We start from the raw sequence: 19,093 nt of genomic DNA, 5'->3' as shown, positions 1-19,093 counted from the left end.
CTAGATTAAACGTTTCAGCAAGCGTATTTTCTACGTTTTAGACGCCTTTGGCCGGTTCTGCCGTGAAACCGCCAAAACTGCCTCCTGAAAAGGATGGCCCATAGCGCCTAAGCTGCAACCATTCAAAACAATACCTGGCGCGCCACCGCGCCAAAAAGGAGATCGCATGCTCGAGCTCACTGTAGAGCAGATATCCATGGGCCAGTCGGCTGTGGATAAACCCGCCGCTTTGCAATTGCTGGCCAGTCATCTGGTCGCCGATGGTCTGGTCGCCGACGGCTACCTCGCTGGCCTGCAGGCCCGGGAGGCTCAGGGCTCGACCTTCCTCGGGCAAGGCATTGCGATCCCCCACGGCACGCCCGAAACCCGCGATCAGGTGTTCGCCACCGGCGTGCGCCTGATGCAGTTTCCCGACGGCGTGGACTGGGGCGACGGCCAGATCGTTTATCTGGCCATCGGCATCGCCGCCAAATCCGACGAACACCTGCGCCTGCTGCAACTGCTGACCCGCGCCCTCGGCGAGACCGATCTGGGCCAGGCCCTGCGCCGCGCGAGTTCGCCGGAAGCGCTGCTGAAACTGCTGCAAGGCGCGCCCCAAGAGCTGGCGCTGGATGCGCAGATGATCGGCCTCGGGGTTTCCGCCGACGATTTCGAAGAGCTGGTCTGGCGCGGTGCGCGTCTGCTGCGCCAGGCCGATTGCGTGAGCAACGGGTTCGCCGGCGTGTTGCAGCAGGTCGAAGCGTTGCCGCTGGGCGATGGCCTGTGGTGGCTGCACAGCGAGCAGACCGTGAAGCGTCCGGGCCTGGCGTTCGTCACCCCGGACAAACCGATGCGCTACCTCGGCCAGCCGCTCAGCGGTCTGTTCTGTCTGGCCAGTCTTGGCGAAGCGCATCAGGCGTTGCTCGAGCGGTTGTGCGCGTTGCTGATCGAAGGTCGCGGCCATGAACTGGGCCGCGCCACCAGCAGCCGAAAAGTCCTCGAAGTGCTCGGCGGCGAGTTGCCGGCCGACTGGCCGAGCGCGCGGATCGCGCTGGCCAACGCTCATGGTCTGCACGCGCGGCCAGCGAAAATCCTTGCGCAACTGGCGAAAAGTTTTGACGGTGAAATCCGTGTGCGCATCGTCGACGGTCAGGACAGCGCCGTATCGGTGAAGAGCCTGAGCAAACTGCTGAGCCTTGGCGCCCGTCGCGGCCAGGTGCTGGAAATCATCGCCGAACCGAGCATCGCCGCCGATGCGTTACCGGCATTGTTGGCTGCCATTGAAGAAGGCCTCGGCGAAGAAGTCGAGCCACTGCCGGCCGTGAGTCAGCAGCGTGAAGTGATCGCCGACATCGCAGAAGTTCTGAGCGCTCCGGCTTCCGGCAGCCTGCTGCAAGCGATTCCCGCGGCCCCCGGCATCGCCATCGGCCCGGCGCACATTCAAGTCCAGCAAACCATCGATTACCCGTTGCGCGGCGAGTCTGCCGCCATCGAGCGCGAGCGTCTCAAGCAAGCGCTGGCCGACGTGCGTCAGGACATTCAAGGCCTGATCGAACGCAGCAAGGCCAAGGCCATCCGCGAGATTTTCATCACCCACCAGGAAATGCTCGACGACCCGGAACTCACCGACGAAGTCGACACTCGCCTCAAGCAGGGCGAAAGCGCCGAAGCAGCCTGGATGGCCGTGATCGAGGCCGCCGCGAAACAACAGGAAGCGTTGCAGGACGCGTTGCTCGCCGAACGTGCCGCCGATCTGCGCGACATTGGTCGCCGGGTGTTGGCGCAACTGTGTGGTGTGCAGACGCCCGCCGAGCCCGAGCAACCGTACATTCTGGTGATGGATGAGGTCGGCCCGTCCGACGTTGCACGTCTGGATCCGGCACGGGTCGCGGGGATTCTCACCGCCCGTGGCGGCGCTACAGCGCACAGCGCCATCGTGGCCCGCGCGCTGGGGATTCCGGCGCTGGTCGGCGCGGGCGCTGCAGTGTTGCTGCTGAAACCGGGCACGCCGTTGCTGCTCGACGGCCAGCGCGGTCGCCTGCATGTGGACGCGGATGCCGCGACCCTGCAACGCGCCAGCGAAGAACGCGACACCCGCGAACAACGCCTGAAAGCCGCCGCCGAACAACGCCATCAACCGGCGCACACCACCGACGGCCACGCCGTGGAAGTGTTCGCCAACATCGGCGAAAGCGCCGGTGTGATCAGCGCGGTGGAGCAGGGCGCCGAAGGCATCGGCCTGCTGCGCACCGAACTGATTTTCATGGCTCATCCACAGGCACCGGACGAGGCGACTCAGGAAGCCGAGTACCGCCGCGTCCTCGACGGCCTCGCCGGTCGGCCGCTGGTGGTGCGCACCCTCGATGTCGGCGGCGACAAACCGCTGCCGTATTGGCCGATCGCCAAGGAAGAAAACCCGTTCCTCGGCGTACGCGGGATTCGCCTGACCTTACAGCGTCCGCAGATCATGGAAGCGCAATTGCGCGCCTTGCTGCGTTCGGCGGACAACCGTCCATTGCGGATCATGTTCCCGATGGTCGGCAGCGTCGAAGAGTGGCGTCAGGCCCGCGACATGACCGAACGCCTGCGCCTGGAAATCCCGGTGGCCGATCTGCAACTGGGGATCATGATCGAAGTGCCGTCCGCCGCACTGCTGGCGCCGGTGCTGGCCAAAGAGGTGGATTTCTTCAGCGTCGGCACCAACGACCTGACCCAGTACACGCTGGCGATCGACCGTGGTCATCCGACCCTGTCCGCCCAGGCTGACGGCCTGCACCCGGCGGTGCTGCAACTGATCGACATCACCGTGCGCGCGGCCCATGCCCATGGCAAATGGGTCGGTGTGTGCGGCGAATTGGCGGCGGATCCGCTGGCGGTGCCGGTGCTGGTTGGCCTTGGTGTGGATGAACTGAGCGTCTCCGGGCGCAGCATCGCCGAGGTCAAGGCGCGCATCCGCGAACTCAGCCTGACGCAAACGCAAAACCTTGCTCAACAAGCCCTGGCCGTGGGCAGCGCCAACGAAGTGCGCGCATTAGTGGAGGCCCTGTAATGGCCAAGATTCTCACCCTGACCCTCAACCCGGCGCTGGACCTCACGGTGCAGTTGCCACGTCTTGAGGCCGGTCAGGTCAACCGCAGCGACGAGATGCACACCCACGCCGCCGGCAAGGGCGTCAACGTCGCGCAAGTGCTGGCCGACCTCGGTCATCAACTGACGGTCAGCGGCTTCCTCGGCGAAGACAATCTGCAAGCCTTCGAAACCCTGTTCGCCAAACGTGGCTTCACCGATGCGTTTATCCGGGTGCCCGGCGAGACCCGCAGCAACATCAAGGTCGCGGAACAGGACGGTCGCATCACCGACATCAACGGTCCGGGGCCGGTGGTCGGCGTAGTGGCGCAACAGGCGTTGCTGGAGCGTCTGGTGCAGATCGCGCCGGGGCATGACGCGGTGGTGGTCGCCGGCAGTTTGCCGCGCGGAGTCACTGCACAGTGGTTGCGCGAACTGGTCGAGCGCTTGAAAGCGTTGGGTCTGAAAGTCGCCCTGGACACCAGCGGCGACGCCTTGCGTGCGGCGCTCAAGGCCGGTCCGTGGCTGATCAAACCGAACACCGAAGAACTGGCCGATGCGCTGGGCTGTGAAGTGGTGTCCCACGCGTCTCAGGCCGAGGCAGCCAATCGGCTGCACGCTCAGGGCATCGAGCATGTGGTGATCTCCCACGGTGCCGACGGTGTGAACTGGTTCAGCGTCGGCTCGGCGCTGCATGCGACGCCGCCGAAGGTCAGCGTCGCCAGCACGGTCGGTGCCGGCGATTCGTTGCTGGCCGGCATGCTCCACGGTCTGCTCAGCGCCGACACGCCGGAACAAACCCTGCGCACGGCCACCGCGATTGCGGCGCAGGCGGTGACCCAGATCGGTTTCGGTATTCACGATGCCGCGCAACTGGCGCAGCTCGAACAGGGCGTGCGCGTGCGCCCCCTGACAGAACAATAAGAGGGTTTGTCATGAAGTTAGCCATTGTCACGGCCTGCCCGAACGGCATGGTCACCAGTGTGCTGTGCGCCCGGCTGCTGGATGCCGCGGCCCAGCGTCAGGGCTGGAGCACCAGCGTCGAAGTCGTGGATGCCGCGCACCCGGAACGCGAGTTGTCGGCGGCCACCATCGAGGCCGCCGAATGGGTGTTGCTGGTCGCCACGGGACCTGTGGACATGACCCGGTTCATCGGCAAGAAAGTCTTTCGGATCGCGCCGGCGCAAGCCCTGCAGGATGTCGAAGAAGTACTGCGGCGTGGCGCCGTCGAGGCCGAGGTTTACGTCGCTGCCGAAACGCCGCCCGTGGTTGCCAGTGCTCAAGCACCACGTCTGGTCGCTGTCACTGCGTGCCCGACCGGCGTCGCTCATACCTTCATGGCCGCCGAAGCCTTGCAGCAAGCCGCCAAGCGTCTGGGCTTTGATCTGCAAGTCGAAACCCAGGGCTCGGTCGGCGCGCGAAATCCGCTGAGCGCGACAGCCATCGCCGAAGCTGACGTGGTGCTGCTGGCGGCCGACATTGAAGTCGCCACCGAGCGTTTCGCCGGCAAAAAAATCTACCGCTGCGGCACCGGCATTGCCTTGAAGCAGTCCGAAGCCACGCTGAAAAAAGCCCTGGCCGAAGGCAAGCAGGAAAGCGCTGCGAGCGACGGCAAGGCCCCGGCCAAACAAGAGAAAAGCGGCGTCTACAAACACTTGCTGACCGGTGTGTCATTCATGCTGCCGATGGTGGTGGCGGGCGGTCTGATGATCGCCTTGTCGTTCGTGTTCGGTATCACTGCGTTCAAGGAAGAAGGCACGCTGGCGGCGGCGCTGATGCAGATCGGTGGCGAGACCGCGTTCAAATTGATGGTGCCGTTGTTGGCCGGTTACATCGCCTGGTCGATTGCCGACCGTCCCGGTCTCGCGCCGGGCATGATCGGTGGTTTGCTGGCGAGCACCCTGGGCGCCGGTTTCATTGGCGGGATCGTTGCCGGTTTTATCGCAGGCTACGCGGCCAAGGCGATCAGTCGGTATGTGGCGCTGCCGCAAAGTCTGGAAGCGCTGAAGCCGATTCTGATCATCCCGTTGTTTGCCAGTCTGTTCACCGGGCTGGTGATGATTTACGTGGTCGGCAAACCGGTGGCCGGGATGCTTGCGGCGCTGACGCATTTCCTCGACAGCATGGGCACCACCAACGCGATTCTGCTCGGTGTGCTGCTGGGCGGCATGATGTGCGTCGACCTTGGCGGGCCGATCAACAAGGCCGCGTATGCGTTCTCGGTGGGGCTGCTGGCCTCGCAGAGTTATGCACCGATGGCCGCGACCATGGCTGCCGGCATGGTGCCGCCGATTGGTCTGGGTATCGCCACGTTCATCGCCCGGCGCAAGTTCGCCCAGACTGAACGCGAGGCGGGTAAAGCGGCGCTGGTGCTCGGGTTGTGCTTCATCTCTGAAGGGGCGATTCCGTTTGCCGCGAAAGACCCGTTGCGGGTGATCCCGGCAAGCATTGCCGGCGGTGCGCTGACCGGTGCGTTGTCGATGTACTTCGGCTGCAAGCTGATGGCGCCGCACGGTGGCCTGTTCGTGCTGGCGATTCCGAATGCGATCAACCATGCGCTGTTGTACCTGCTGGCGATTGTCGCGGGCAGTCTGCTGACCGCGGTGGTGTATGCGCTGGTCAAGCGGCCGGAGGCCGTGGAACTGGCGTTGGAGCCCGCGAAGGCCTGACACCATTCTTTGTGGGAGCGGGCTTGCTCGCGAATGCGGTGTATCTGCGCAGTCGATGTCGGCTGACACGACGCTTTCGCGAGCAAGCCCGCTCCCACAGGAAACAGGTTGTCATCCCCAATTCATGATCCCGTGCTTAAGTTTTCCTTTTTTCAGGGAGAACACCATGAGCGATTTCAATCCCGGTCGCCGGCGCGTGATGCAAGCCGTCGGCGCCGGACTGCTGATGCCGGGGCTGGCGCCGGCTGTGATCGCGTCGGTCAAGGATCGACCGCAACTCACTGACGGCGTGCAATCCGGCGACTTGCAGGGCGACCGCGCGATGATCTGGAGCCGCGCCGACCGCCCGGCGCAGATGGTGGTGGAGTGGGACACCCGCAGCCAGTTCCGCCATCCGCGCCGGGTCGTTTCCGCGCTGGCCGACGCTCGCAGCGATTTCACCGCCCGCGTCGAACTCACCGGGTTGCCCGCCGATCAGGCGATTTTCTACCGCGTGTATTTCAAGGACGCCCGCACCGGCGTCGCCAGCGAACCGTGGCTCGGCCATTTGCGCAGCGCACCGACGGCGCGGCGCAATATCCGCTTCGTGTGGAGCGGCGACACCGTCGGCCAGGGCTTCGGCATCAACCCCGATATCGGCGGTATGCGCATCTATGAAGCCATGCGCATGCGCCTGCCAGACTTCTTTATCCACAGCGGCGACACCATCTACGCCGACGGCCCGGTGCCGGCGCAACTGACCACGGAAGGTGGCCGGATCTGGCGCAACCTCACCACCGAAGCCAAGAGCAAGGTCGCCCAGACCCTCGACGATTATCGCGGCAATTATCGCTACAACCTGATGGACGAAAACGTCCGCCGCTTCAACGCCGAAGTGCCGCAGATCTGGCAGTGGGACGACCATGAAGTGGTCAACAACTGGTCGCCGGGCAAGCAGCTCGACGAGCGCTATCAGGAAAAAAATATCCACACCCTGGTCGGCCGAGCGCGTCAGGCCTGGCTCGAATATTCGCCGATGCGTTTGCAGGCCGCCGATGGCGGCGGGCGCATCTATCGCAAGCTGAGCTACGGGCCGATGCTTGATGTGTTCGTGCTCGACATGCGCAGTTATCGCGGCGCCAACGACGACAACCTCGGGGCGGAAAAACCGTTCCTCGGACGCGAGCAACTGAATTGGCTCAAACGCGGATTGAAGGCCTCGAAAGCCCAGTGGAAAGTCATCGCCGCCGACATGCCGATCGGTCTTGGCGTGCCGGATGGCGAGGTCAGCCCCGGTGTTGCGCGCTGGGAAGCGGTGGCCAACGGCGACCCAGGTCCGGCGCAGGGACGTGAGCTGGAAATCGCCGAACTGCTGGGCTTTTTGCGCGCGCAGCAGGTGCGCAATTTCGTGTTCCTGACGGCGGACGTGCATTACTGCGCGGCACATCACTACCACCCGGATCGCGCGGCGTTCCAGGATTTCGAACCGTTCTGGGAGTTTGTCGCAGGGCCGTTGAACGCCGGCAGTTTCGGCCCCAATCCGCTGGACAAGACCTTTGGCCCGCAAGTGGTGTTCGAGAAGGCGCCGGCGGTACAGAACGCCTCGCCGTTTGCCGGGTTTCAGTTTTTCGGTGAGGTGAACATTGACGGCCAGAGCGGGGAGATGAGCGTGGTGTTGCGGGATCTGGAGGGTGTTGCGGTGTTTGAGCAGAAGCTGTCACCGGCCTGAGTTCACCGCAAACAATTTGTGGGAGCGAGCTTGCTCGCGATAGCGATGTAACAGACAACGAATGTGTTGAATGTAAAACCGTCATCGCGAGCAAGCTCGCTCCCACATTTGTTGTGTGTGGTCAGTAAACGTCGCGGCGATAGCGACCCTGCTCGATCAGGCGTTCGACTTCGTCAGCGCCCAGCACTTCATTCAGCACCTGATCCACGCCCGACGCCATGCCTTGAAGGCTGCCGCAGATGTAGATCACCGCACCGTCCGCCAGCCATTTCTTCAACTCGCCGGCCGATTCGCGCAGGCGATCCTGCACGTAAATCTTCTCGGCCTGATCCCGTGAGAACGCCAGATCGAGGCGTTCCAGATCGCCATTGATCAACCACTCTTCCAGCTCCGCACGGCAGAGGAAATCGTGCTCGCGATTGCGTTCGCCAAACAGCAGCCAGTGACGCTGTTGATTGTCGGCGATCCGTGCCTTGAGCAAGCTGCGCAGCCCGGCGAGGCCGGTGCCGTTGCCCAGCAGGATCATCGGCACCGGCGCGTTCGGCAGATGGAAACCGCTGTTGCGGCGGACCCGCAGGCTGATGCTGCCGCCGACCGGAGCATGCTCGGTCAGCCAGCCGGAACCGATGCCGAGGCTGCCGTCGGCATGCTGTTCCTGACGCACGATCAGCTCCAACACACCGTCGGCGGCAATCGAGGCGATCGAGTATTCGCGCATCGCCAGCGGCACCATCGCATCGACCAGCGCCTGGGCGTGCAGGCCCACCAGATGCGCGCGGTGCTCGGGCAACTGGCGGGTGGCGAGGGCGACTTCCAGCGACTCTTCCAGGCAGTTGACCTTCACGCTGGTTTCACCACGGATGCCGAGGCCGTCGAGGAAATGCTCGATCGCCCACGGGCAGTTGCGTGGCAGCACTTCCACCAGATCGCCGGCCAGCCAGCTGCGGGAGGTCGGCGCGGTCAGGCCGAGCAGGAAGACGGGGGATCCGCTGCTGTCCGGGTTCATCAGCTCGCGGCGCACCAGCGTCCAGTTCTCGTAGCTCGGCGCTTGCCAGGTGTCGACCGGCGCTTGCCCGGTGATCAGGCCGAGTTGGGTCTGCCAGTGGCGCAGGGCGTAAGGATCGCCGCTGTCGACTTCCACCGGGGCGAACAGGGTCTTGCCGCCATGCTCGCCCAGCCATTGATGCAGGCGTCGGGCGAAGCCGCAGAAATGTTGATACTGACGGTCGCCGAGGCCGAGCACCGCGTAGTTGAGGCTGTCGAGGGTCGAGGCGTTCTTCAATACCTTGCGCTCGAAACCGCGAGCGCTGTCCGGCGCTTCGCCGTCGCCGAAGGTGCTGACCACGAACAGCGCGTTGTTCGATTCGCGCAGATCCTGCTCGCTGACATTCGCCAGCGGCTGCACCTTCACCGGCAATCCGGCTGCCTGCAACTGGCCGGCGGTCTGCCATGCCAGTTGCTCGGCAAAACCGCTCTGGCTGGCGAAACCGATCAGCCACGCCGGTGTATCGCCGGCCGGTTGGTCGAGGCCTTTGCGGGCATCCTTGATCTGCTTTTTCTTGCGTCGGCGATCCAGGTACAGCAACCAGCCGGTGATGAAGAACAGCGGCATCAAGACGGCCGCGACGGTGACGATGATCCGCCCGACCAGTCCGAAATAGCTGCCTACGTGCAACGCATAAATGCTGGTCAGCAACTGCGCCTTGAAGCTTTTGTCGGCGTAGCGGTCGACGCGTTTGACGACGCCGGTGGCCGGGTCGAGGGTGATTTGGTTCAGCGCGCGGTCATGGGGCGAGCTGTCGAGCAGATAGAACACGGTCGCCGGTTGGCCGGCCACTGGCGGCATGCGAATGTTGTAGGAGGCGAGGCCTGGACCAGCGGTGCTGTAGATGCTGACCCAGATCGCGGCGTAATCGGCAGTCGGCGCCGGACCTTCGGGGGCCGGGCCGCGTCCGCCGCGCACGCGTTCGTTTTGCGGCGCATCGGAAAGCAATTTGGTCAGGCCCTTGTTGTACCACTCGTAGGACCAGGACAGTCCGGTCAGTGCCAGCAGCAGGTAAACCAGCATGCACCAGGTGCCGAACACCGAGTGCAGGTCCCAGTTGAAGCTGCGGCCCTTTTTCTTCCAGTCGAGGGTCAGCCACACGCGCCAGCTGTTCCACTGGCGCGGCCAGCGCAGGTACAGGCCGGACAGGCAGAAGAACAGCAGCATGAGGGTGCAGGCGCCGGTGATGTTGCGGCCGGTATCGCCCATGGCGAGGAACCGGTGCAGTTGCAGCATCAGGCCGAAGAAGTCCTGGCCGGTGGCCTCGCCCTTGAACTCGGCGGTGTAGGGATCGAAGTAGCGCATCTCGCCCCGGCGCTCGCCTTTGGGCGGGGTGAACCAGACGCGCCCGGCGCTGCCGCTTTCGGTCTCGACCGAGAGCATCGAGACTTTCTTGCCCGAGGCTGCTTCGATCTGCGCCACCAGATCGGCGGGCGGCAGGACGCCGGCGACCTGTTTCTCGACCTGCAACACGGAGGGGTTGAGGGCTTTGAGAATTTCGTCCTGAAACGAATAGGCAGCGCCGGTGATGCCCATCAGGGCCAGCACCAGCCCGGCAGTGATGCCAAAAAACCAGTGCAACTGGAACAGGGTTTTCTTCAACACGTCGCTTGCCTTGTCCGTTCGGAAATTGTGTTCACGGCGTGCATTATGCCGTGGCTTATCGAGAAACGTTCTTTATTACGCACAAAAGCCCCGCTCAAATGAATGAACGGGGCTCGATACTTCCCTCTTCGATCAGAAGTGGAAGTTGGTGCTCAGCAATGCCGTACGGCCCGCCGCCTGGTTGGCGAAGTGAGTCGAGAAGGCCTTGTCGTAGTAGGTTTCGTTGGTCAGGTTCTGCACGTTCAGTTGCAGGTCGACGTTCTTGCTCAGCTTGTACGCCGCCATTGCGTCGTAGCGAACGTAGGAATCGACCATGGTGGTGTTGGCCACGCTGCCGAACACGTCATCCACGTAGAACGCACCGCCACCGATGGTCAGCTTCGGCGTGACCTGGTAAGTGGTCCACAGGCTGGCGCTGTTTTTCGGCGTGTTAGGCAGCTCGTTACCGTTGTTGGCCTTGTTGGCCGGCAGGTCACCGCCGTCAACCTGTTCGCTGTCCATGTAGGCGTAACCGGCGAACACTTGCCACTTGTCGGTGATCTTGCCGCTGGCGGACAACTCGATACCTTGTACACGAGTCTTGCCGGCGTTTTCGTACGAGGTGGTATCAACCTGGACACGCGCGTTTTCTTTCTCGGTGCGGAAGATATCGGCGGTCAGCGACAGGCGATCGTTCAGCAGATCCCACTTGGTACCGATTTCGTAGTTCTTGGTGGTTTCCGGCTCCATGTCGCTCTTGAGCAGGTTGCCGTTACGATCTGGCGTGCCGCCCAGCGGGTTGCCTTCCTGACCTTCACCCAGGGTGTTGCCCGGCGGTGTGGCGGAGGTGGCGTAGGACGCATAGATGCTGCCGTTCTCTGCCGGTTTGTAGACGACGCCGAACTGGCCGGTGACGAACTCGCTGGTGTCCGAACCCTTGGAGGTGGTGCGGCCAGCGTTGGTGTACGTCTTGTAGCCGGTTTCGAAGTGGTCGTAACGCAGGCCCATGTTCACCAGCCATTGCTGGGACAGCTCCAGGGTGTCGAACACATACAGCGCGTAGGTATCGGACTGGGTGTCGGTGCCGGCGTAGTTGCGCGAGATCGCGCCGTTCCACGGATCGTTCGGGGTCGGGTTCGACAGCGAGGTGCAGTTGTAGCCGCTGGCGGCGCCGATCAGGCCCGGGTTGCAGTTGGTGGTCACGGCCGAGGTACGCGGCGTGGTGTCGGTGTTGACGTTGTACGAGGATTTGCTGCTTTCCTCACGAGTGTATTCGACACCGGTGGAGAAGCTGTTCTTGAAGCCGGCGACGTAGAAGTTGCCGAACAGATCGGTCTGGTTGGTGGTGGTCTCGGTGTTGCTCACGCGAGTGTTCGCACGACGCCAGACGCTGCCGTTGTTCACGTTGCCCTTGCTGTCGTCCGGCTGGGTCAGGATGTAATCCTGCATGCTGGTGCCGTGACGCAGGGTGTTCTTGAGGGTCAGCGAGTCGCTCAGGTCATGCTCGATGGCGAAGGTCGCGGTGTCGGTGCGACCCTTGCGGAAATCGCGATCCAGACCGTAGAAGTTGCTGTGATCGCCGCCGGCGTACGGCTTGTCCGGGTTGGACTTGGTGCGCGCCGCCGAGCCACCGGCCGGAATCGTGTAAGGGATGCCCGAATCCGGCGTGTCGTTGCTTTCGAGATGGTAGTAGTCGAGGTTGACGCGGGTGTCGGTGCCCAGGCCGAAGGCCAGGGACGGCGCGATGCCCCAACGGTCATAGTCGACCTTGTCGCGACCGGCGACGTTGCTCTCGTGGCTCATCAGGTTCAGACGGCCGGCAGCGGTGTCGCTGAACTGGTAGTTGCCATCCATCGTGTAACGCTGGGTCTGGTCGGAGCCCCAGGTGAAGCCACCGTCGAACGAGTTGCCCAGGTGCGCTTTCTTGCTCACCAGGTTGATGCTGCCGCCCGCCGCGCCGCGACCACCGATGGCGGAGTTCGGGCCCTTGCTGACTTCGATGTTTTCTACGGCGAAGATCTCGCGGCTCTGGGAGCCGGTGTCGCGCACACCGTCGAGGTAAGTGTCGCCCTGGGCGTCGAAACCACGGATGAACGGACGGTCGCCCTGCGGGTTGCCGCCTTCACCGGCACCGAAGGTGATGCCCGGTACGGTGCGCAGCGCGTCCTGCATATTCAGGGCGCCGGTGTCTTTCAGAACTTGTTGCGGGATAACGGTGACCGAGCGCGGCGTATCAACCAGCGGTGCGGTGTACTTGGGCGAGGAGGCTTTCTCGACCTGGTAGGACGTCGAGTCCTGGGCTTCGCCGGTGATGGCGGTGGCGTCCAGGGCGATGGCATTGCCGGTGGCTTTGCTGTCGGTTTTTTCGGCGGCGAACACCATGTGGCCTGCGGAGCCGGCGGTGATTGCCACGCCGATGGCGGAAGCGAGCAGACGTGGTGAGCTGACCGGTAATTGTGCTTGTTGACGTGCCATTTTTATTCCCCTCCCCAAGGATTTGAGGCGGCGGAATATAGGGTAAACAGGTATTCGTATCAATTGCGAAACATTGTTATTCGCACTGAATTTACATTCTTTACAATTTAACCTTACGGTTTTTGCCAGTTCATTCGTCTAGCGGGTTTTACACAGCCAATAAGAATCAATACCATTGCCGCCTCTTTGCCATCAGGTGACATTGCCATGCTGCTGCACATCCCCGGGCTGTTCGCGAAAGAAGAAGTGCAGCGCATCCGCGAGGCTCTGGAACAGGCTGACTGGGCCGATGGCAAGATCACCGCCGGCTATCAATCGGCCAAGGCCAAGCACAATCTGCAGCTGCCGGAAGGCCATCCGCTGGCCAAGGAAATCGGCGCCGCGATGCTTGAACGCCTGTGGAAAAACCCGCTGTTCATGTCGGCTGCACTGCCGCACAAAGTATTTCCGCCGTTACTCAACTGCTACACGGCGGGCGGCAGTTTCGATTTCCACATCGACAACGCGGTGCGCCAGCCAAAGGGCAGCATCGAGCGCGTACGTACGGATCTATCGGCCACGCTGTTTTTCAGCGAGCCGGAGGACTACGACGGCGGCGAGCTGGAAATCCAGGACACCTTCGGCACCCAACGGGTGAAACTGCCCGCCGGCGACATGGTGCTGTACCCCGGCACCAGCCTGCACAAGGTCAATGCGGTCACTCGCGGGGCGCGTTATGCCTCGTTCTTCTGGACGCAAAGTCTGGTGCGCGAAGACAGCCAGCGTGCCTTGCTGTTCGAGATGGACGGTGCGATCCAGCAACTCACCCACGACATGCCCGATCACCCGTCGCTGATCCGCCTCACCGGCACCTATCACAACTTGTTGCGTCGCTGGGTCGAGGTGTAAGTGGCGGACTTTCGGTTACGCCGCGAAGAAGTCCTCGACGGTGAACGCCTCACCGCCATGCTCGAAGAAAGCCCGGCTCGTGCGGCTCAGGCGATTCTGCTGGCGGCGGGTGAGGGGGTGCTGGAAGCGCAGGCGCTGCTCGGGCAGATCCTGCTCGATGGTCACGGTATTGCTCAGGATCAGCCGCTGGCATTGCGCTGGTTTGAAATCGCCGCAGGGCAAGGTCATCTGATGGCGCGCAACATGCTCGGCCGCTGCCATGAACACGGATGGGGTTGTGTGGCCAGCGCCGAACTCGCCGCGCGCCATTACCAGACGGCCGCCGACGCGGGGCTGGATTGGGCGATGTACAACTTGGCAAACCTGCACGCCACCGGGCGTGGAACACCCGAGAATCAGCCGCAAGCCCTTGCCCTGTACCGCCGCGCTGCAGAGTCGGGACATGCCAAGTCGATGAACCTGTTGGGCCGGTATCTGGAAGAGGGGCGTCACTGTCCGCAAGATCTGCCAACGGCACGTGACTGGTATCGGCGTGCGGCCGAGGGCGGCGATTTTCGGGGGCAGTTCAGCCACGCCGCGGTGCTTGCCGACGAGGGGCGCATCGATGACGCACTTGGCTGGCTACGCAAGGCACTGGACGCGGGCAATGTGAATTTCCTGCGAGTCGCCAGTGTGTCCTTGTTGAATGCACAACATCCGCAAATCCGCGCCATGGCCGACGCTTATAAATTTCGGCTGGCAGAGTTAGTTGCTTTGTAATTATTTATTCTGCGGTTAGTTGGTTTTATCAAGTTGATATGGCTGTTTTCGGATAAGTATTCGGGTGAGTGGCTTATTTGTCTTGATTGCTAATATTTGAATGCTTGTTGATTGTTGTCTTGCTGTCCTAAGGTTGTTTTTCGATGTCGGCGCTCAAGTTGAAATGAGTCGAACGATGATGTCGTATCTAAAATGACTTTTATTAAATATCCGAAGAAGACAAGGAGTCTCTTATGGAGTTCAAGATGGACAGCAAGATTGTCGAGGCCGCCGCAAAAGCGCCTCGGATGTTTGTAAGTGCTTCGCTCGGCGAGGGTGAAGAATACAATCGGGAAACCGGTATTCAATTAACCAAAGAGCAGATTATCAGCCTGCGCAAGTATGAGGTTCTGGGGCTGTCGCTTCCGGTTCGGCTGGCGGACGTCGTTGCTTATCTGAACTATGGCGCCGGGGATGCAGGGGGCGTTGGTCTCAAGGCAACAGACTTCCTGCGGACATTCACGTACACCTACGACCACGCGAAGCGCTGGTCCCCGCTGCGTGAAAAAATCATGCTCACGGGTACCGATCTGAAGATTTTTGCCGGCAACATCATTCGTACGGGTAAGGGCATCGTAGCAATCTACGATGACCTGAAAGCCTCCAGATACCTGGAAGAATTCGATATCAATACGCCGGAAGAGTATCTGCAGCTGAAGCGCACGATTCCGGGGCTTCCCGACCTGGGCTTGCCGTCCGGCGATGTTCCGGAAATCAAGGCCTACCTCAATGACATGCTGGACAAAGTCATGAAGTGCCACGCGAAGGCCGAAGATGTCAGGTCAGAAATCGACAATTTCGGCGCTGACATGCGCGAGATCGTGTTGCCGGAAATCAAGCTGCGACTGGAGTTCGTGTCGCGCAATACCTATCAGGCAGACATCCAGGCCCTGCAGGGCGAAATCGATCAGCGCTCGAAAGAAATCGATGAACTGAACAAGCAATATGATCAGTTGGTTCAAGAAGCGATCAGGTCGGCAGCGACCCTGAATATCGGTGGTTTGATTCTCGGTATTTATCAGGGAGTCAAGGCTGAAAAGATCCGTAAGGAGCGAAACCGGTTGAAGGCGGAACAACAGACCTCCAACCAGGTAATGGCCAGCAAAAACCAGACGCTGAGTTCCCTGAACAAAGTGCGCGATGATTTGCAGAACCTCGGCTATGTAGCGATCGAGGCTGAAGTCGCTACGCAAAACCTGATGCTGGTATGGAATGCGCTGAGCACCTATATATATGCCTCTGTCAAAGAAGTTGATCTGCTTCAGGAGGCAACGTCCCTGAGGAGGTTCAAGAACCAGATTCTCGGCATTATTGATCCGTGGGAGCAGATCAGGGCGAGTTCCGATCAACTGCTGGGCGTGTTCGCGGCGGCAGATAAAGAGTATGGAAGCAGTTTCACGATGTTCAGGAGTAAAGCAGTGATGTTCTCGCTAAATAATAATCCAGCCGTTTCGGATTTTGATGGCGCTGCGTTACGCGCTTACGCTGCGGCTGTTCAAACAAGTAATGTCACTGCTCAAATGCTGGGCGAACAGTTCAATTATCTGCCGGGTACCGTCCGCACAATGAATGGGCTGACAGTCGCTATCCAGAAAGCCACATTTGAAATTCGTAATCAGGCCCAGACGACAGGGATCAATCTGGAACGTGCGCAGAACAAACTGAAGACAGCTCAAATCGAACTGATCGATTACCCGGAAGACGCGAATGAAATCCACGAGGAAATGGAAAGCGACCTCAAGAATGTTTCGATGAAAGTCGCCGAATACGCGGCCGATTTGAAGATGACCCACAACGGCTTGAGTACCGCCTATGACCGGTCGGCTTCGGCGCAATGGATCGTAACCCTGCAACAGGATCGGGCTTTCACGGAGGCACTGAAGGTCAAGTCTGAAGAAAAAGTCGTCGATTTCGAGAAGCAGATGAATTCGGTGTCTGAAGCGCTTGAGCTGATCGCGAAAGCCGGGGTAGAGAAAATCGGTCAGGAGGCCCGATTGACCCTGGATAACCTGAAAGCCCTGGGGCTGGCGCCACCGCAGGTCCAGATTGCACTGTTCGCCATTGATACCTTGAAAAAAATGATCTCTGGCATCGGTGAGGCCATTTCCTATCTGAACATGCTGGCGGCTTACAACAAGCTCAAGGAAAAAGCGGCTGATCTAAGGGCGCAGTTGAAGAAGCTCATCAACGAGATTGAACAGATCGATGGAAAGATTCAGCTGGTGCGAGTCCTCGACCAACTCGACGACGAGCGCTGGGGATACGTGAATGAGTTCTCGAATCTGGTAACCCGGATTGAGTCTCTCGCCCGGGACTTCAAGCAAGACATGTCGCAGCCGGTCGAGCAGCGAACAGCTGAAGCAATCACCCGAATTGCCGACTTCAGGCAGTACCTGAAAACTGTTCAGCAGTAAGGAGTCGAGGCGGTGGGCGACATGTCCACCGCTTCCCTGCCACTCATGAAAACACTTGCCTATGAATTCTCCACAGCGCAACGACGCGTGCTGGATCGATACACAAGTTTCCTCGGTTCTCTTCACCCCACCTTCAACAACATTCCTTTGGTGTTTGAGCGTCGCAGAGCCAGCGGTCATCAATTGGCGGTACTGGCCAGCGATTCACGTTTGAACAACGCCAGCTTCAATGCAGGCTACTTGCAGGCGTTCTGGCAGCGCACCGAAGAGGTTCGGCGCCTGTGCAGTACTTACGTCGCGGATCTCGCTACGTTCACCGCCGAAACGCTGGAAATCACCCGCAATACTTCAAGGAACGAGCCTCTCAGTCAGGTGGATTTCAAGTTGTACAGCTTATCCAAGTCGCCGACCTGGAAGTTGTTTCCCCCAACCGATGTCCCGGACCTCGTTCACGAACTGGCGCTTCGTTTTTCCTCGCTGAGGGCGGCGATTCGCCAACTGAAATACACCATCGCCGAGGTGCATGACGAGTCGTTCGGTCTCAAGTCGGTATTTGGCAGAGCAATGGATCATCGCTCGTGCCAGTGTCATACCCAGCCGACGGTGGTCGAGGAGTTGTTTCGTGAAGTGCGCACGACGCCGGTTTGGGACGTGGCTTATTCGTCAGCGGATCCGCTCGTCAGAGCCGCAGAATACAAAGTTGATATTGCCGGGTTGTTTAGCGGATTGGCTTCCGTGAGTTCGTCCATCAGCGTGTTTCTCGAAGAAACCGGCTTGCGCATAGACATGCTGTTCAATGACTTATTGAGGGCAGAGCGCGCGTCGAAACTCGGCGAGTTGAATTTCCACCTGGCCGCCACCCAAGAGGGCGCCGATGAATTCATGACAATGCTCAACCATCTTGAGATCTGGTTGCGCAAATAAAAAAGGCCCATGCACGCATGGGCCTTTTCAGTTGAAGCGTCGCTTACACGTAGAACGATTTCAGCGGCGGGAAGCCGTTGAACTCTACGGCGCTGTAACTGGTGGTGTACGCACCGGTCGACAGCCAGTACAGACGATCACCGATCGCCAGGTTCAGCGGCAGGCCGTACTTGTAGTTTTCGTACATGATGTCGGCGCTGTCGCAGGTCGGGCCGGCGATCACGACTTCTTCCATCTCGCCTTTCTTCTCGGTCCAGATCGGGAACTTGATCGCTTCGTCCATGGTTTCGATCAGGCCCGAGAATTTGCCCACATCGGTATAAACCCAACGCTCGACGGCGGTGCGGGATTTACGCGCGACCAGCACCACTTCGCTGACCAGGATGCCGGCGTTGGCGATCAGCGAACGGCCCGGCTCCAGAATGATTTCCGGCAGGTCATCACCGAAGTCTTCCTTCAGGAAGCGGATGATTTCTTCGGCGTAGGTTTCCAGGCTGTTGGTACGGGTGATGTAGTTGGCCGGGAAGCCACCGCCCATGTTGATCAGCTTGAGGTGGATGCCGTCTTCTTCCTTCAGGCGTTCGAAGATCACTTTGACCTTGGCGATCGCCGCGTCCCAGACGCTGATGTCGCGCTGTTGCGAACCAACGTGGAACGAGATGCCGTATGGCACCAGGCCCAGGTCGCGGGCGAGGATCAGCAGGTCCATGGCCATGTCGGTCTGGCAGCCGAATTTGCGCGACAGTGGCCAGTCGGCCGTGGTCGAGCCTTCGGTCAGGATGCGCACATAGACTTTGGCGCCCGGTGCGGCCTTGGCGATGTTGCGCAGGTCGGCTTCCGAGTCGGTGGCGAACAGACGCACGCCCTTCTCGTAGAAGTAGCGAATGTCCTTGGATTTCTTGATGGTATTGCCGTAGCTGATCTGGTCCGCGCTGACGCCACGGCTCAGCACTTTGTCCAGCTCATAGATCGAGGCGATGTCGAAGCTCGAACCTTTCTCTTTGAGCAGGTCGATGATCTCGACGGCCGGGTTGGCCTTGACCGCGTAGTAGACCTTGGCGAATTCGAAACCGGCGCGCAGGTCGTCATAGGCCTGGGCGATCATCGCGGTGTCGATCACCACGAACGGGGTTTCCTGTTTGTCGGCGAACGCCTTCATTTTCTGAAAGGTTTCGCGCGCGAAATAGTCTTCGACCTGGATCGACATGCTGGGAGCTCTCCTACTGGCAAACAAAGTTAATCAATGGGTGCAAATGAACGTCCTCCGTATCCCCACTTTGGTTCGCCTACTTCCCAAGGCATGTCGCCGAAAGCAAAAAGGCCATGGGAAATGAAGCTTTCTTTCCCTTGGCCTTGCTGTCTCGTCGTCAGTACTTGAGCCGGATGGATCGTTTCCAGCATGGACGCTCGGCGCGAACTTTAGGGCGTGAGGGGCCTGAGATCAACTAAAAATGTCGCGTTTTTGCACGCTTCTGACGTGCGTCGCGGATATCACTCTTTGTAGCCGACCGAGATGACGGTCAGATGTTCCGCAATAATTTTC

Annotated in this window: 11 protein-coding genes; 8 read left to right on the top strand and 3 right to left on the bottom strand. The window is 60.6% G+C overall.

Annotated features, from left to right (window positions below):
* Positions 1–166 precede the first annotated feature (166 nt).
* From ptsP to K5E37_RS15745, 4 genes are all read left to right on the top strand, one after another.
* Positions 167–3,028, top strand: a complete 2,862-nt coding sequence (gene ptsP, locus K5E37_RS15760; protein ID WP_221534400.1) for a phosphoenolpyruvate--protein phosphotransferase — start codon at positions 167–169, stop codon at positions 3,026–3,028.
* The gene (gene pfkB, locus K5E37_RS15755; protein WP_221534399.1) at positions 3,028–3,969 is read left to right on the top strand and encodes a 1-phosphofructokinase; all 942 of its coding nucleotides are present in this window, start codon (positions 3,028–3,030) and stop codon (positions 3,967–3,969) included. Before ptsP ends, pfkB begins: the two co-directional genes overlap by 1 nt.
* An 11-nt stretch (positions 3,970–3,980) precedes the next feature.
* On the top strand, positions 3,981–5,714 hold the full coding sequence (locus K5E37_RS15750; protein ID WP_221534398.1) for a PTS fructose-like transporter subunit IIB: 1,734 nt from the start codon (positions 3,981–3,983) through the stop codon (positions 5,712–5,714).
* 166 nt (positions 5,715–5,880) lie between these two features.
* Positions 5,881–7,422 (top strand): alkaline phosphatase, encoded by a 1,542-nt coding sequence (locus K5E37_RS15745; RefSeq protein ID WP_221534397.1) that lies wholly within the window; start codon positions 5,881–5,883, stop codon positions 7,420–7,422.
* Positions 7,423–7,543: 121 nt separating this feature from the next.
* Here K5E37_RS15745 and K5E37_RS15740 read toward each other — a convergent pair whose 3' ends face one another.
* A complete protein-coding gene (locus K5E37_RS15740; protein WP_221534396.1) occupies positions 7,544–10,072 on the bottom strand; it encodes a sulfite reductase flavoprotein subunit alpha in 2,529 nt (842 codons plus the stop codon).
* 132 nt (positions 10,073–10,204) lie between these two features.
* Positions 10,205–12,526 carry a TonB-dependent siderophore receptor gene (locus tag K5E37_RS15735; RefSeq protein WP_221534395.1) on the bottom strand — a complete coding sequence of 774 codons (2,322 nt, stop codon included), beginning with the start codon at positions 12,524–12,526 and terminating at the stop codon, positions 10,205–10,207.
* A 207-nt stretch (positions 12,527–12,733) separates the two neighbouring features.
* Between K5E37_RS15735 and K5E37_RS15730 the strand changes: the two genes are divergently transcribed.
* The 4 genes from K5E37_RS15730 (at position 12,734) to K5E37_RS15715 (ending at position 17,550) form a co-directional block, all read left to right on the top strand.
* On the top strand, positions 12,734–13,414 hold the full coding sequence (locus K5E37_RS15730) for a Fe2+-dependent dioxygenase (protein ID WP_007953697.1): 681 nt from the start codon (positions 12,734–12,736) through the stop codon (positions 13,412–13,414).
* Complete coding sequence (locus K5E37_RS15725; RefSeq protein WP_221534394.1) at positions 13,415–14,173, top strand: tetratricopeptide repeat protein; 759 nt, start codon at positions 13,415–13,417, stop codon at positions 14,171–14,173.
* A gap of 233 nt (positions 14,174–14,406) precedes the next feature.
* Positions 14,407–16,626 (top strand): alpha-xenorhabdolysin family binary toxin subunit A, encoded by a 2,220-nt coding sequence (locus K5E37_RS15720; RefSeq protein ID WP_221534393.1) that lies wholly within the window; start codon positions 14,407–14,409, stop codon positions 16,624–16,626.
* 21 nt (positions 16,627–16,647) lie between these two features.
* Complete coding sequence (locus tag K5E37_RS15715) at positions 16,648–17,550, top strand: hypothetical protein (RefSeq protein WP_260404269.1); 903 nt, start codon at positions 16,648–16,650, stop codon at positions 17,548–17,550.
* A 43-nt stretch (positions 17,551–17,593) separates the two neighbouring features.
* On the opposite strand, the gene K5E37_RS15710 is transcribed toward K5E37_RS15715, so the two are convergent.
* Positions 17,594–18,757 carry a type III PLP-dependent enzyme gene (locus K5E37_RS15710; protein ID WP_007953693.1) on the bottom strand — a complete coding sequence of 388 codons (1,164 nt, stop codon included), beginning with the start codon at positions 18,755–18,757 and terminating at the stop codon, positions 17,594–17,596.
* Positions 18,758–19,093 lie beyond the last annotated feature (336 nt).

Origin of the sequence: Pseudomonas sp. RIT778, from assembly GCF_019718735.1 — a bacterium.
Classification (GTDB): domain Bacteria; phylum Pseudomonadota; class Gammaproteobacteria; order Pseudomonadales; family Pseudomonadaceae; genus Aquipseudomonas; species Aquipseudomonas aphyarum.
The sequence above is the reverse complement of the archived record's forward strand: the minus strand, read 5'-3'. Positions and strand labels throughout refer to the sequence as shown.

Bases quoted from the DNA above. Each gene is read 5' to 3' on its own strand.
- K5E37_RS15730 (WP_007953697.1), top strand. From the start codon at position 12,734: ATGCTGCTGCACATCCCCGGGCTGTTCGCGAAAGAAGAAGTGCAGCGC.
- K5E37_RS15715 (WP_260404269.1), top strand. From the start codon at position 16,648: ATGTCCACCGCTTCCCTGCCACTCATGAAAACACTTGCCTATGAATTC.
- ptsP (WP_221534400.1), top strand. From the start codon at position 167: ATGCTCGAGCTCACTGTAGAGCAGATATCCATGGGCCAGTCGGCTGTG.
- K5E37_RS15750 (WP_221534398.1), top strand. From the start codon at position 3,981: ATGAAGTTAGCCATTGTCACGGCCTGCCCGAACGGCATGGTCACCAGT.
- pfkB (WP_221534399.1), top strand. From the start codon at position 3,028: ATGGCCAAGATTCTCACCCTGACCCTCAACCCGGCGCTGGACCTCACG.
- K5E37_RS15710 (WP_007953693.1), bottom strand. From the start codon at position 18,757: ATGTCGATCCAGGTCGAAGACTATTTCGCGCGCGAAACCTTTCAGAAA.
- K5E37_RS15735 (WP_221534395.1), bottom strand. From the start codon at position 12,526: ATGGCACGTCAACAAGCACAATTACCGGTCAGCTCACCACGTCTGCTC.
- K5E37_RS15720 (WP_221534393.1), top strand. From the start codon at position 14,407: ATGGAGTTCAAGATGGACAGCAAGATTGTCGAGGCCGCCGCAAAAGCG.
- K5E37_RS15745 (WP_221534397.1), top strand. From the start codon at position 5,881: ATGAGCGATTTCAATCCCGGTCGCCGGCGCGTGATGCAAGCCGTCGGC.